This window comes from Pedobacter alpinus, from assembly GCF_042684645.1.
Taxonomy (GTDB): Bacteria; Bacteroidota; Bacteroidia; order Sphingobacteriales; family Sphingobacteriaceae; genus Pseudopedobacter; species Pseudopedobacter alpinus.
Genome location: NZ_JBHULV010000044.1, coordinates 60,463 through 74,931 on the forward strand (window position 1 = coordinate 60,463; position 14,469 = coordinate 74,931).

Here is a 14,469-nt window from a genome sequence, read left to right on the forward strand (position 1 = left end):
ATTAAAATTTAGGAATGTAAATACCTTCAATATAAATGTTATGGTTAATTCCCAAATAAGGTTTTAGTTATAAATATTAAATAGGTAGCAAACAATTGTTTGAAGGGGTAAATACACAGCGTTTTCATAAATTATTTTTTTATTAGATAATTAATTAAAATAAAATATAATAAGCGTCTTTAAAGATAAATTACAATACTAAATTAGAATTATATAAATAAATTACAAAATAAACTGATGATAAATATTAATAAAATGTGTAATTAATTAAAAGGTACTACCGTTAAGCTTCTTAATTTTCGGTAATATTCAACTTGCTGAAAACTGTTGTACTCAGCGGGCGAAATGGCAAACTTAATTTTGACTTTTAAATCAAATCTTAATAAAATACGCTAACGGATACCACTTTTGTTCAGCGCTTTCCTGCAATTTTTTCTTTTCGTAAGATTTTAGAAATATTTTTTTAATTACAGGTAACTGTATAGTGATGTAGTAGGCATTTATATACAAAAGTTTCGCTAAACGATAAGGGTTATTCAACTTTAATTTGAAATATCTTTTCAGCGCATTCCTAAAAACTTTCTGCTGTATTTTTAACAAGCTTTCTTTAGAATCGGCAGTGAGTTGGTCGGCACCGTTTCTTCGTAGTGCTGCACCATAATGGTCAGAAAAATTTCCTTTGTAAAATTCACTGATTCTCATCCAAAGGTCAATGTCTTCGCCATGATAAATATCTTCATGAAATACGCCCACCTTATCAAAAACTTCCTTTTTAAAAATGAAGCCATTTGTTTGAGCCACGTTATGCGATGCGATATTCAAATTTATAATCTCTCTTTCGTTAATTTCTTCTTTTGTCCATAAGCTAAAAGTAGGAGGTGTGGTGGTTTCATTAATTTCTAAAATTCTACAAAATATATAGCCAAACTCTGGGTTTTCTTCAATTGCGGCAACCATTTTTTTGATGTGCCCGGGAAAAAAGTAATCATCAGAATCTAAAAATAAAACATAAGGATTTGTTGCAGCTGCTATCCCTCTGTTGCGGGTGCTAGATGGTCCTTGCGTTTTACAATCATGCGGTTTTAAAACAATTTTAACCTGCGCTCCAAATGACGCGGCAATTTTAAGTGTATCATCTTTAGATCCATCATCAGAAACAACTATCTCTACTTCGCCATCAAAATCCTGAGATAAAACACTCTCAATTGCTCGTGGTAATAACTTTTCTCTGTTGTATGTTGGGATAATAATACTGACGCTTTTCATTGATTTATTTAACACAAAATGACCATCTAAAAATTAATGATTTTAATATACTATTTAGGTTGAAAATAAGATTTTACTTCTGTAAAATACTTTTTATAAAGTAAGAAAACTGCCACTAATGAACACAATAAAAAAAGTAAAATCTTTATATTAAGGTTAATCCCTTCTGGTATTTGAACGGATAGGAAATAGCCGATTACCAAAAACAAGAAAATTTTAATATAAAACATTGTTGAAATTTGCTTTTTAACAAACCTATCTACCACAAAAAAGTGTAATATTAAATTAATGCCGGTGGCAACCATAAAAGCGGCAGAAAGGTATTGAGCCCCAAATTGCGAACCATACCATAGCAAAGGCACTCCAATTATTGTACAAACAAAGGAGAGATAACCCAATTCTTTTTGCCTGTTGATGGCACCCAAAATAGTTCCGAATAAACATACTACAGAGAAAAATGCAATGTACCAGCATTGATAACTTAATACCAAGCTGGAGCTGATGTACTTTTCGCCATATAATAGCACCACAATTTCTTTGCGGAAAAGTGTGACGCCAAAAGCACCGGCAATGCCAATAAAGCTGATGGCTAAACACATGGTTTTGAAAATATTTATAAAACGGGCAAAATCACGCTCATAAAGTCTCGCAAGAATTGGAAATATGGCAGAAAGTGCGGTGTTTACAATGATACTGATAGGCAGTAAAACCTTGCTTGCAATGTTGAAATAGCCAATTTGTTCTGTCCCGGAGCGATACTCTAAAAACAGAATGGGTATTTGCATACTCAATAGAGAAAAAAGGTCTAGGTAGTAAAAAGGTAAACTTTCTTTACCCAATGAAAGTGCAGTATCTGGCGAACTAACTGTATTTGAAAAGTTGGCTTTATAGTTTGTTTTTTTTCTGATAACGAATAGAAAAAGCAACACCTTGATAATATTAAATAAGGCAAATAGTAAGAATACAAAGTTTAGGTTTAAATGCTCATCAGGAATTAAAAAGATGGCTAACAGCCAGCAAATTGTGCTTGTGAAATTTACAAAACCTGAAAACTCCATTTTTTCTAATCCAAAAGCAAGGCTATTAAAATGGTCGAAACTTACCGTCATAATCACCGCTGAAATGACCAGTGCAAACAGGAAAATATCGTAAGATTTAAAAAAATAATAGTAAATCCCAAAAATTAAAACGGCAAAACCTGTTCCTATTAAACGTAATATTAAAGAGTTTTTAAGTAGGCTATTAACGTTTAATTTATCCCTAGCAATGTTTCTGATGATGATTCTACTTATACCTAAAGTACCTACTACAGAAAATATGGTTGCATGCAGTTGTAGTAAATTGTAAACACCAAAATTGTACGGACTTAAAACTCTAGCAATTTTAATCCCAATTACCATACCTAAAAACTGTGTCAAAACGGTTGACAAAGTAAGTACAGAAAAGTTTTTAAAGAAAGTATTCTCTTTTAAAATTCTATTAAAAGCGGCTATCATTTGTATTTAATTATTTGGCAATATGCATTGCTTTAACTTCTATTTGAACGGATAAATGATTGTAGAGTTTCATTAAAAACTACTGTTAATCTCATTGTTTTCTTAAAAAGTCTCCAACTCTTTCAATAACTTTAGTTTCTTCATAATTGCACCTTATTAAATAAAGCGCAATAACTGTAGAAGGCATATATCCAGGGTCAAAAATAGAATATCCCGTAAAAGCTGTAATAAAAATCATTAAAAAGTAGGCTTTAACATGGGTAAAATTCTGAGTGTTTACCATACTAAAAGCTTTGTAAAAAAACAAAATCCATATAATTTCACCAAATATCCCAAAAAAGCTAAAAAGACCCGTTAAACCAACATCGGAGGTAAAAAAACCTTTGTCCTGCCCGTAATAAGTAATGGTTTCTAATTTGCTCCCTTTTGCAGGATAACCATTCCCGAAAATAACAGTAGGCCAACCGCCTTGTAAATCGTTTAAAAAGAAACTGTAGGCTTGTACCCTTATATCTTCTCCGGCAAATTGCGCCTGTTCTGCATTTTGTTCTTTAATACCTTCAAAAACACCTGATGTTAAATAAACTAAAATGCCCATAGCTAAGCCCGCAAAAGCAAAAACATAACGGTACCTAAGCTGGCTTAAAAGTAAAATAACCACAGAACCTAAACCCATACCCACCAACATCATTCTAGATTGTGTTAAAAAGAATAAGAATATGGCGCCTATAGCATAATAAAGTAAATGCAACAGGTTAAAAGTTTTGAAATATTTTTGAAGATAGTAGAAAGCACCTAAAAATGTAAAGCCTTGTCCGTCAAAAAAAATGGTAATTCCGTTTCTTCTTTCTTCGCTACGCATGGTGAAAGTGGGGTTGGGGAACGTAAAAAAACCAATTACAAAAATGATGAGTGTTAAAAAGAAAATGATTAAAATGATTTGCTCAACTTCTTTTTGCGTTAGCTGAAAATAGACCAGTACAAAGTATAGAAAATAGATGTAGAACAGCCGGTAAGATAAAAGCGAGGTGCCAATGGGTTGCCCCCAATACCAATAAGCTGTGAAAAAACTTAGAAAAACGGCGGCCATAAAAAGGATAACCAATTTATCTAAACCACAAATAAAGAAGTCGTTTTTAAATAAAATTGTATTTATCGATAACAACATCATTAACATACCGCAACCAAAAATTGCAGTGGGGAGCACTTTAGAGTCCTCACTTATTCCTGTGTAAGAAAAAAACTGGAGGAAAATGAAGATGATTAAAATAATCATTGCTTTTACCCAGAAGTATGATCTGCTCTTCATTAATGATAAATTATGATTTTTTAAATTACCCCAATTGGCAATTAAAGTTAAATGGTATAATCTGGTCCCGAGCTAAATTTTTGCCTAAAAAAACGAACATATTTTCTACCAATATTTTCTAAAGTTATGTTTTCCGTTTTTAAATTTCTAAAAGGGGTCATCTTTAAATATTTACGGTAAAGATGTTTGTTTGGGCTATTATCAACATAATGCCAAGGTTTAGAGTTTCCCAAATAATGTAAAATAATTGGGAGCTTGGGGTATTTTATTACTGCATCTTTATTGTAGGTAGCATCTAATTCTTTTTTATCATTCTTGAAAAAGATGTTCATAATATCCTGATCTAGGTAAACCAAATTTTTACCATATTCTCGGCCAATTTCAATCATTTTTTCGGCCATGCCCTCTGCTCTCCATTTTTTCAAATTGGCATAAAAAACGCCAGTATTAAAATAGCTAGTTAAATTAGCACCCACTTTATTTAGTCTTTTTATTTCCCTATCTGCCCTCACGTCTGTTACTGCAAATAATGATGTTTCTTTATGATTATCATCATAAAAACTTAGGTTAATAAACTCTTTTAGAGAGCCAACAACAACAATGTCACAATCTAAATATAAGCCACTTGTAACCGTTTCAGGAATCATTTTCCCTAACAGTAATTTAAAATAGCCTGCTTTGGTGATATGCTCTGAGATAAAAAAATCATTAAAATATTTATCCTCAAAATTTATCAACTCCACCTTTTGGTTGTATTTATCTTTAATAAATTTACAAGTGAGGTCTAACATATCATTTTGTCCCATTTCATGTAAAACAAACACTTGGATATTTAAATCCTTGTTATTTTCAAAAATAGAAGTTAATGTTACTGAAAAAGGTACGATGTAATTTCTATCGAGAACAAAAAAAATATTTAGCGTATTGTCTTTCGTTAATTTTTTATCCATTTCAATTTCAAAAATATTGCTGTTAATTATAGGAACATTCAATTATGTTACCGCTGTAAGTTATTTTTTTGTGCGAAGTGCAAAATCCGGATTGCTCTCAGCAGAATTTTACTGCTTTAAAATCTTTTCCAAAAATCTGTAAAAATAGATTTTTTTATGGTTTTGTTATAGTAACTGTTTTTATAACTATATCCATATCCATATTTGGCTTTTTGTATGCCATTAAAAACAATATGTACGTTAATTAACTGGTTTTTTTCTTCTAATTCTTTAAGAAATTCAAGTTCTGTTTTTTCTGTATATCCTTGTTTAATAATGTATAAGGTTACATCTGTAAAACGAGATAAAATGAGTGCATCTGGAACCAAATGAACTGAGGGACTGTCTATAATGATATCATCATAACTGTTTTGAAGTGTAGCAATTAAATCTTTTAATTTTTCACTTTCTAATAATTCTGAAGGGTTATCAACTTCTTTACCGCTTCCAATAATATGTAGAAATGGGTTTAACTCATATTGCTGAACAATTTCATCAAGTTTAGCTTTATTGTTTAAAAAATCTGAAACACCAGGCACCTCACTAGAAATATTTAGGCTATCGTCTAAATTAGGCTGGCGTAAAACCATTTTAAGAATAATAGTTTTTCTGCCAATTTGAGATAGGCTAAGAGCCAAGTTATTACTAATAAAAGTTTTCCCTTCTCCTTGTACGCTAGAAGTAACTAAAGTGATTCTTCCACGCTTTTTATCGCCGTAAAGCGTGTAAAGATTGGTTCGCAGGGTCCTTAATTGGTCACTCACGATATTTGCTTCACCCTTTTTTGAAATTATTAAACCTTGTGATTTTTCTAAGGATATGTCTCCAATAATAGGCGTATCAATAATGTCTTTAATTTGTTCCGCATTAATAATTGAGTCATTTAAAACATTTCGCAGAAAAATAATTCCGATAGGTAAACCAAATGCTAAAATAAGTGCAAGGGCTAAAACTATTGCTTTTTTACTTTTAGGAGTGCTAGCATAAGCTTGGTCAACAACACGATCGGAAACTGCTATGTTTGAATAATTTGTGGCTATTTCTTCTCTTTTTTGAAGTAAATAAGTATAAAGGCCAGCTTTTACCGACTGTTGTCTTTCTATGCTTTGCAGCTGACGCTCTAAGGTTGGAATGTTTTTTATGGATGATGCTAAACCATTATTAAAAGACTGCAATTTAGAACGAGTATCTAATAATGATGATTTGATATTTGCAACATTCTCTTTTAAAGCCGCCTTAGTACTTGCAATTTGTCTATCTATTGGGTCAAAATCTGGGTTAGTTTCTGGCGATACTGCCAAAAGTTTTTCCCTTTGCAATTGTAATCTCGATAAATTCTCTATCAAATTATTTAATACCGGATCTGTTATGCCAACTGTTGCTGGTGCTTGCGCCAGCTTAGATGAGTTTACATAATTTTCAATACTATTGATAATACTTAGTTTAACATTTACATCGTTCAAACTTTGGTCAATATTTTGAATATTTTCTAAGTTTATTTTAGATTCAATACTAATATCAGTAAGTCCGCGACTACTTTTAAACCCTTCAATCCCTTCTTCTGCTATGTTAAGGTCTTTAATTAACGAATCTAAACGATTATCTAAAAAGGCTAAAGTTGCTTTAGCCTTTAATTCGTTTTCTTCTATAACTAAGCGATTGTAGTTGAAAATTAGCTGATTAAGAATATCTTTTCCTCTTTGAGGTATTTTGTCTTCTAAATTTAATGAAATAGCGGTAGATAACTTGTTAGGTATAGAAACATCAATTGCTTTTTGATATTCTAAAGCTAATTTATCTCTATCTGTGATGGTTATTTGTATAGTTTGGCCTTTAAAATCGGTTACTAAATATGTTGGTTCTAATTTCCAAGTACCCCAACTATTACTTAAATAAGTGTTAAAAGCATGTTCTTTTAACTGATCATCAGCACTTTTAAGAAAAAAACTTTTATTGTCTTTTATTACAACAGTAATCACTTCTTTATTAAAAGTGGTAGGGTTTCTGTCAGAAGATAAAACTTCGTTAAATAGCTTTAGTTTTACTGGTCCTGATTTATATAAATCTGTGGTATTAAAATCATCTTTTTTTAGGTAAGCTATGTCTAACTCTAACTCTTTTACTACTTGGGTTATTAATCTGTTTGATTTTAGAACTTCTATTTCATTTTCAATCAATTTTGCAGAATTTACCAAATCAATTTCACTCAATGCCGATTGCTGTTCTGGCGCTTTCTTATTGTCTTTAATAATTAAGCTAGCATTAATCTCATATACAGGTTTGGCAAATTTTATGTAAACTATAGCTGGCGGTAAAGCTATTAAAAGTGTTAAAAAAAATAATGGCCAATGGTAAACATACCTTGTAATTAGTACCTTAATGTTTAAAGCCCGCTTTTTTTGCTCGGGAATAATTAAGGTTGTAATTTGAGGTTGCTGTGTAGCCATGCCTAAAGGTTTATCTTAATAAATTAGATATCACAATTGCAAAAACTGAAAGCCCAGATAGTACTAAAGTTGCAGTACGATAACCCCGATCTACAGGAGCGTACTTGGTACGATCTGGAGTTACATAAATTTCATCATTATTTTTAAGGTAATAATAAGGAGATTCAAATATTTTTTTAGAAGTTAAATCAATTGGTATGTAGTTTCTAATACCATCAATTTCTCTTATTAAGAGTACATTTTTACGCATTGCCGTAATGTTCAAATCTCCAGCCAAACTTAGCACTTGTGTTATTGTGGTTCGTTCGTTTTGTAATGTATAAAGGTCTGGTTTTTGCACATCGCCATAAACAGCAACTTTAAAATTTATAATTCTAATACTTACCGTAGGTTCTTTATAAAGCTTAAGCAACAATGGCCTCATCTTCTCTGTTAATTGTGATGTAGTAATGTCAGAAACTTTTAAGACCCCAATTAAGGGTAATTCTATATTCCCTTTTTCATCAACCAAATACCCTGTAACAGGGTTATCGCTAGAGTTATCAAAGTTATTTCCATTTATTCTATTCAAATTATAATTAAATGCAGCAGAAGATTCAGGATTTCTACTATTAACATTTATTCCCAAAATATCTCCGGGTTGAATGGTTAACGGCGAAAAATTAGAGGTTGGTTCTTGTGAAGGACTTTTACGATTAAGGTCTTGATAATAAGGAATATCCTTATAAGACCCGCAAGAACTACAAATGATGATTAATATTAGATATAAAAAAATATTACTTTTATTCATAGTAAATGATACGCTCATAAGTGGGCTTAAAGGTAAACAATTATGTTTTAAGTGAAAAACTTAATATGAGTTCTCATTATAAGCATTTTATAAAAAAGAGAAATTTTAAAGTGGTTTAGATTCTTTTAATGTGTTAAATGCACCCGTTCTATATCTTTCTTTAATCATGTATTTAAAAAATACAGGTCCAAAGTATAAGTATCTCTTCCATATTCTTTTGGGTTCATTAAGCAATCTTTTAAACCATTCTAAACGCAAATCAATCCAAATTTGACTAGGTCTTCTGACAGTACCTGCATAAAAATCAAATACAGCACCAATAGAACAAATTAATTGAGCATCTAATTGGTTTTTAAAATTATAAGACCATATTTCTTGTTTTGGAGCTGTCATGCCTACAAACAATACGTCTGGCTTAAAACTGTTTACTTTCTCTAACATTTCCGCATTTTCCTCATCTGTAAATGTAGGTTTATACGGCGGAGAAAATGTTCCGACTCTAATATTTGGGTACTCTTTTAATACACGATCCTTAATTTTATCTAGCGTTTTATCTCCAGAACCTAAATAAAAGCAAGAGCCATGTTCTCTATTTAATTTTTCTAAACAATACAAATGTAAATCGTCACCAGCTATTTTCTTTATAGTTGTATTATCAATAAGTTTTACCGCTACAACAATTGCAACACCATCTGGCAATAAAACATCTGATTCTTTTAATGAAGTTTTAAATTCTGGGTCTTTTTCTGCTAGGCAATACGAATATTGGTTAATAGTATTAACTAAAGTTTGATGTTTTGTTGGAAGATAATCTAAGCTCGATGCAAATATGCTATAACCTAAACTAATTACGCTTGTTGGCTTATCCATTTACTATTTTTTGAATTTCTCTCCTGTGCTTATACTCTCCAGTACTTTTTATTCTTTTTAAATTGTCCCAAACAGCTCCTAAAATTAGTTTTGCTTTTAAAAACAACATCGATTCGTTGTTTGAAACGCCAATTCTAGGAATGCTCATTATTTCATTTTTAGAATTGAAATTTTTAGCCTCGGTAGAAAAGGTGATTTTAATATCGTTTGCTCTTAACAAATTTTGTTCTCTTTCTGTAAAATCATAACCTGGTATGCCATTAGGGTAGGAAAAACATTTTATTGGATGTCCTAATAATTCTGCTAATTCTTTTACCGAGTTATTTATCTCAAATGTAGCACTTTCATCATTTTCGTTATGCAAAACAGGATGATTCATAGTGTGCCCACCAATTGTAACTAAGCCATCGTTATCAACTTCTTTTAACTCTGCAATACTCATATTTTGGTATGGCTTTAAAGCTGTGTTTGTTTTTTTACGGTATAGTTCTAAAAAATGATGAATAGTTGCTATGTCAAAAACTTTTAATACGTTAAAAATTGAATAAGGGTTTAGTTTTTCTGCATCTATTTCTTTTTCTTCTGCAATAATTTTCTTCAAAATGTTGGTGTTATAACCTTCAACTTCTTGAAACCAGTAATTTATGCCCTCGTTAAATATTTTTGGAGACACATATAAAGATGCTGGAACGTTGTGCTTTTTTAATATCGGATAAATGTATTTGTAAAAAGTTTGGTCGCCATCGTCAACAGTTATATGGCAAGCGTTTTTTAGTTCAATTTTGCCTTCATAATAATCAACCAAAGTATCAATACTTACCATTTGGTATTTAGATTTTATGAGCTTAATTGCTTCTTCAAACCATGCTAAATTATCAACCAAATGGAAGTTTAAAATTTTATTCATAACTGTAAATTTGGTTTAGTTTTTTGATGTAATTGATAGGATTAAAGTTATTAAAAACAGTTTGTTTTGCTTGTATTGCAATTTTGGTTTTTAATTCTTGATTATTGCTAACAGCGAGTATAGCATCAACTATGTCTTGGCTGTTTTTTGTTTTTACAAAAAGTCCGTTAATTTTATTTTCAACAACATATTTTATAGAGCCTACATTGGTTGTAATTGCAACTTGGCCAAAAGACATTGCTTCTAATAAAGATATTGGTAAGCCTTCAAAAAATGAGGGTAATAAAAATATGTTGCAATCTTTTAATAATTGGGTTTTCTTTTCTCCAAAAATCACCCCTTCAAAAATGAAATCTGAATTTAATAAGTCTCTAAATTTTTTAACATATTCTTGCTCTTCTTCTCCTTTACCTGCCATATAAAACTTAATCGGAAATTGTTGTTCTTTTAAAGTTTTAAAAGCTTGGTAAATATATTCAATGCCTTTTTCTTTACTTATTCTGCCTAAAAATAAAAATTTTAATTCGTTATCAACATTTTCATTTCTGTTAAAATCTACTGCATCATCTAAATTTAAGCTATTAGGTAGTACCTCAACATTTTTGCATTTAAAAGTATCTACAATAAATTCTTTTTCTGTTTGGCCTAAAACAATTTTAGGATTTTTGCCATTAAAACAAATTTTTATTAAAAATTTAGCCCAACTAGGGATGTTGTGGTTTGCAATATAAGCTCCTCCATGAATATGAATAATCATTTTTACACCTAAAAATTTTGTGATAATTATTAGAGGACAGTCTCTAATCACAGATTTTGCATCTAAAGGAAGGTTAAAGTGAACTAATTTATTTTTGGTTGATAGTAAAACATAAAGCCATTTAAAATAACTTTTTAAAATATTTAATACTCTAGTGAAACCTCTTCCATCATTATCTCGTTTACCAATTTCAAAATGGATGTAATTTTTTGAAGGATTTTTTGCAATTATAAAGCTTGCAACAGAAGAAATGCCACTTACATTAAAATTAGAATTTAAAGAAGGAGCAGTGATGATGATGTTCATAAATTAAATATGTTTAAAAATAAGTTCTTTTTCTGAGAGCTAATGAATTAATTTTACTTTTGGGCTAAATTGGATAGTTTTGTTAAACTATTTCTTAGCAGTTTAATAAAATAGGCTAAACACAAACTATTAAATGGGCTATAAAAAACAAATTTATATATTTTTTTTGTTGACTTTCTTTTTATCCTCTTGTGGTAGGTATAATCAAATTCCATATTTTCAGGATTTAAAATTAAATGGTCCTGTACAAGAAGAAATTAATAATCTTTCTGCGCAAACTATCCAAAAAGATGATGTTTTAGGGATAATAATTAGCAGTTCAAGTGCAGAAGCTTCAGCCGTGTTTAATAATAAATTAACAAGGCTTAACAATAATAACGATGATGTAAGCTCTGCAAATCCAATAAACCCCTACGAAGGATATTTGGTGGATAGCAGCGGAGAAATTCAGTTTCCGGTTTTAGGTGCTTTAAAAGTTGCAGGCTTAACCACTCCGCAGTTAAGAAAAATGCTTACAGATAAGCTTAATCAATATTTAAAAAATCCGGTGGTTATTGCTAGAATTATTAATATGAAAGTTTCCGTTTTAGGAGATGTAGCTAAACCAGATATTTATCCCATAAAATCTGAACGTATAACTGTATTGGAGGCTTTGGCTTTGGCTGGCGATTTAAATATTACCGCTAAAAGAAAAACAGTAATTTTAATAAGAGAACAAGATGGTAAAAGAGCGTACATTCCTATTGATTTAAATGCAAAAGCATTATTTAAATCTGACTATTATTACCTAAAAAGTAATGATGTGATTTATGTACAGCCAGATAAAACCAAATATGCTCCTTATGATATTGGTTATAGAAACGCTACTTTAATTGTTGCGGCACTATCTGTACTTGTAATTGGTTTTTCTACTATTTACAGATAGGGTTTATGTTTAACACTACTCCAAAAAATGATTACCCAATTGTAAGAGCTTATAGCCAAGACGACTCTTTTAAGCCGAGAGAAGTTTTGATGAAATACCTTTTTCATTGGCCTTTATTTTTTATTTCTTTAACAATGTGTATTGCATTGGCTGCTGTTTACCTAAAAATCACCCAGCCAGTGTACGAGATTAAAGCATCGCTATTAATTAAGGATGATAATAATTTAGAAAACAACAGACGCTCTGGAAATGCTTTACAAGAGCTTGATTTAACTTCTCCAAATAAAGCAGTTGATACTGAAATGGAGGTGCTAAAATCTAGAAGTTTAATTACTACTTTAGTAAGCGATTTACAACTTTGGATAGATTATCAATCTGATAAAAAAATAGGTAAAGAGAACTTATTTGGAAAAAGTCCTGTTAAAATAAATTTCAGTAGAACTGACGAAAAAATTGAATCGAAAAAAATACTTGTTTATATAAAAAACGATAAAACTTTTTTTATCACAGAAAAAGCTGATATAGCTGTTGAATATCAGTTTGATAAAGAAATAACCAGTTCAATTGGTACATTCGTTATAGAAAAAACACCTTTTTATAAAGATTATGTTGGTAAAGCTATTGTTATTTCATTTAAAGATTTTGAAAGAACAGTTAGTGATTATCAGAAAGGAATTGAAATTGCGTTGCTGAATAAAAAATCGCCTACGGTTGGATTAACCCTTACTGATGCTACCAGAGAAAGAGGAAAAAGCGTACTAAATTATTTAATAACCATTTATAATAAAGCCACCTTTGCCGAAAAGAATAGGGTAACTGCAAGTACTCTGAATTTTATTGATAGTAGGCTTGCAACTATTTCAAAAGAATTAAGTGAAGTTGAAAAGGAATCTGAACAGTTTAAAAGTAGCAGAAGGTTAACAGATATTACTTCAGAGTCGCGTATATTTTTAGAAAACGCACAAGCTAATGATACTAAACTAAATGATGTTAAGGTAAAACTAAATGTTATTGAAGGAATTGAAGAATATATTAGCTCTAACTCGCTTTACAAAAAAGTGCCATCTACTTTAGGTATTGATGATCCAGGGTTAAACGGGATGATTGCCAAGCTTAATGAATTAGAAACTAATAAGGCAAGGCTATTATCAACCACGCCAGAAAATAACCCAATATTTAACCCAATTAATTCTCAAATTGCAGATTTAAAAACGGCAATAAAAATAAATATTTCTACCATAAAGCTAACACTAGAAAACACTAAAGCAAAGTTAGAAATATTTGAGGAAGGCTTTAAAGCTGATATTAGTAAAATACCAGGCGAAGAACGCGAGTATATTGCTATTAAAAGACAACAAAATGTTAAGCAAGACTTGTTTCTTTATTTACTAAAAAAGAAAGAAGAAATATCGTTAAGTTATGCATCAACATTGGCAGATGCAAGGGTGATTGATGCAGCTTACGCTGGCCCGGTAAAATGGCCTAATAAAATTTTAGTATTGGTAATTGCGTTATTGGCCGGTTTAGGTTTGCCACTTGGGCTATTAATTGCCAGAAGCTTATTTAACGATAAAGTTAAAGACAGCGCAATTGTTAATAGAGAAACTGTTTTACCAGTAATTGCAGAAATAAGACAAATATCTACTGACAAACCAATAATTATTAATAACCCTTATTTTAATGGTATTATAGAAGAATTTAGGTATTTACGTACCAAAATTTTGGATTTACATTCCAAAACAGAACAAGGCAGAATTACTTTGCTTACATCAAACGTTACAGGAGAAGGGAAATCTTTTATAGCGTCTAACTTGGCTTTATCTTTGGCAAAATCTGGACGTAGAGTAGCTTTATTAGATTTAGATTTAAGAAGAAATTACTTAGCCTCTTTTTTTAGTATTGCAAGTGATGAGCCTGGAGTTATTCAGTTTTTAGAAGGAGAGATAGCACTAGAAAGTTTGGTTAAAAAATCTGAAATGCACTATGGTTTAGATGTAATACCAAGTGGTTTTTCATCAGAAAATCTTGCGTCAGAGTTGATTGAAAAAGTAGAATTAGAAATTTTAATGAATAGGCTAAAGCAAAATTACGACGACATTGTTATTTATGCGCCACCAATTAGGTTAGCTGCCGATGCACTAATTTTAGCTAAATTTAATCCGCTTTTATTATTTGTTGTGCGCTGTAACAGAACAAAAATTGGATATCTAAAGTTTATTAATTCGCTACAAAAGAGTTTTACTCAAACGGGCATAGTTATCAATTCGGCCAAGCCAGAAGAGGGTATAAATAATTACGGAAATAGCTATTATCAAAACAAAGGATATAATAAACCAAACATAGGGTTTAAAAGAAAGTTTTTTGCGTTTTTTAAACGTTTTTAAAAGCTTTAATTGGTAATTAAAAT

General features: G+C 30.7%; 11 protein-coding genes. 2 read left to right on the forward strand and 9 right to left on the reverse strand.

Annotated elements, in window-relative coordinates; translation table 11 throughout:
• Nucleotides 1–372: 372 nt before the first annotated feature.
• From ACFSSE_RS12330 to ACFSSE_RS12370, 9 genes are all read right to left on the reverse strand, one after another.
• Nucleotides 373–1,266: a glycosyltransferase family 2 protein gene (locus ACFSSE_RS12330; protein ID WP_379040215.1), complete on the reverse strand. Its 894-nt coding sequence runs from the start codon at nt 1,264–1,266 to the stop codon at nt 373–375.
• Between the two features lie 50 nt (nt 1,267–1,316).
• Nucleotides 1,317–2,762 (reverse strand): oligosaccharide flippase family protein, encoded by a 1,446-nt coding sequence (locus ACFSSE_RS12335; protein WP_379040214.1) that lies wholly within the window; start codon nt 2,760–2,762, stop codon nt 1,317–1,319.
• Between the two features lie 91 nt (nt 2,763–2,853).
• Nucleotides 2,854–4,071 (reverse strand): hypothetical protein, encoded by a 1,218-nt coding sequence (locus tag ACFSSE_RS12340; protein ID WP_379040213.1) that lies wholly within the window; start codon nt 4,069–4,071, stop codon nt 2,854–2,856.
• Nucleotides 4,072–4,118: 47 nt separating this feature from the next.
• Entirely contained in the window at nt 4,119–5,021 is a 903-nt protein-coding gene (locus ACFSSE_RS12345; RefSeq protein WP_379040212.1) for a glycosyltransferase family 8 protein, read from the reverse strand.
• A gap of 116 nt (nt 5,022–5,137) precedes the next feature.
• Complete coding sequence (locus ACFSSE_RS12350; protein WP_379040211.1) at nt 5,138–7,507, reverse strand: GumC family protein; 2,370 nt, start codon at nt 7,505–7,507, stop codon at nt 5,138–5,140.
• A 10-nt stretch (nt 7,508–7,517) separates the two neighbouring features.
• Complete coding sequence (locus ACFSSE_RS12355) at nt 7,518–8,315, reverse strand: polysaccharide biosynthesis/export family protein (RefSeq protein ID WP_379040210.1); 798 nt, start codon at nt 8,313–8,315, stop codon at nt 7,518–7,520.
• Between the two features lie 87 nt (nt 8,316–8,402).
• Entirely contained in the window at nt 8,403–9,167 is a 765-nt protein-coding gene (locus tag ACFSSE_RS12360; RefSeq protein ID WP_379040209.1) for a WecB/TagA/CpsF family glycosyltransferase, read from the reverse strand.
• Nucleotides 9,160–10,074, reverse strand: a complete 915-nt coding sequence (locus ACFSSE_RS12365; protein WP_379040208.1) for a polysaccharide deacetylase family protein — start codon at nt 10,072–10,074, stop codon at nt 9,160–9,162. Before ACFSSE_RS12365 ends, ACFSSE_RS12360 begins: the two co-directional genes overlap by 8 nt.
• Nucleotides 10,067–11,137, reverse strand: a complete 1,071-nt coding sequence (locus ACFSSE_RS12370; protein ID WP_379040207.1) for a glycosyltransferase family 4 protein — start codon at nt 11,135–11,137, stop codon at nt 10,067–10,069. The genes ACFSSE_RS12365 and ACFSSE_RS12370 overlap by 8 nt, the downstream gene beginning before the upstream one ends.
• 133 nt (nt 11,138–11,270) lie before the next feature.
• Between ACFSSE_RS12370 and ACFSSE_RS12375 the strand changes: the two genes are divergently transcribed.
• Nucleotides 11,271–12,062, forward strand: a complete 792-nt coding sequence (locus tag ACFSSE_RS12375) for a polysaccharide biosynthesis/export family protein (protein ID WP_379100943.1) — start codon at nt 11,271–11,273, stop codon at nt 12,060–12,062.
• Nucleotides 12,063–12,067: 5 nt separating this feature from the next.
• Complete coding sequence (locus ACFSSE_RS12380) at nt 12,068–14,446, forward strand: GumC family protein (protein WP_379040205.1); 2,379 nt, start codon at nt 12,068–12,070, stop codon at nt 14,444–14,446.
• Nucleotides 14,447–14,469 lie beyond the last annotated feature (23 nt).

Coding starts and splice junctions, on each gene's coding strand:
- ACFSSE_RS12330 (WP_379040215.1), bottom strand. CDS start 1,266: ATGAAAAGCGTCAGTATTATTATCCCAACATACAACAGAGAAAAGTTA.
- ACFSSE_RS12335 (WP_379040214.1), bottom strand. CDS start 2,762: ATGATAGCCGCTTTTAATAGAATTTTAAAAGAGAATACTTTCTTTAAA.
- ACFSSE_RS12340 (WP_379040213.1), bottom strand. CDS start 4,071: ATGAAGAGCAGATCATACTTCTGGGTAAAAGCAATGATTATTTTAATC.
- ACFSSE_RS12345 (WP_379040212.1), bottom strand. CDS start 5,021: ATGGATAAAAAATTAACGAAAGACAATACGCTAAATATTTTTTTTGTT.
- ACFSSE_RS12350 (WP_379040211.1), bottom strand. CDS start 7,507: ATGGCTACACAGCAACCTCAAATTACAACCTTAATTATTCCCGAGCAA.
- ACFSSE_RS12355 (WP_379040210.1), bottom strand. CDS start 8,315: ATGAGCGTATCATTTACTATGAATAAAAGTAATATTTTTTTATATCTA.
- ACFSSE_RS12360 (WP_379040209.1), bottom strand. CDS start 9,167: ATGGATAAGCCAACAAGCGTAATTAGTTTAGGTTATAGCATATTTGCA.
- ACFSSE_RS12365 (WP_379040208.1), bottom strand. CDS start 10,074: ATGAATAAAATTTTAAACTTCCATTTGGTTGATAATTTAGCATGGTTT.
- ACFSSE_RS12370 (WP_379040207.1), bottom strand. CDS start 11,137: ATGAACATCATCATCACTGCTCCTTCTTTAAATTCTAATTTTAATGTA.
- ACFSSE_RS12375 (WP_379100943.1), top strand. CDS start 11,271: ATGGGCTATAAAAAACAAATTTATATATTTTTTTTGTTGACTTTCTTT.
- ACFSSE_RS12380 (WP_379040205.1), top strand. CDS start 12,068: ATGTTTAACACTACTCCAAAAAATGATTACCCAATTGTAAGAGCTTAT.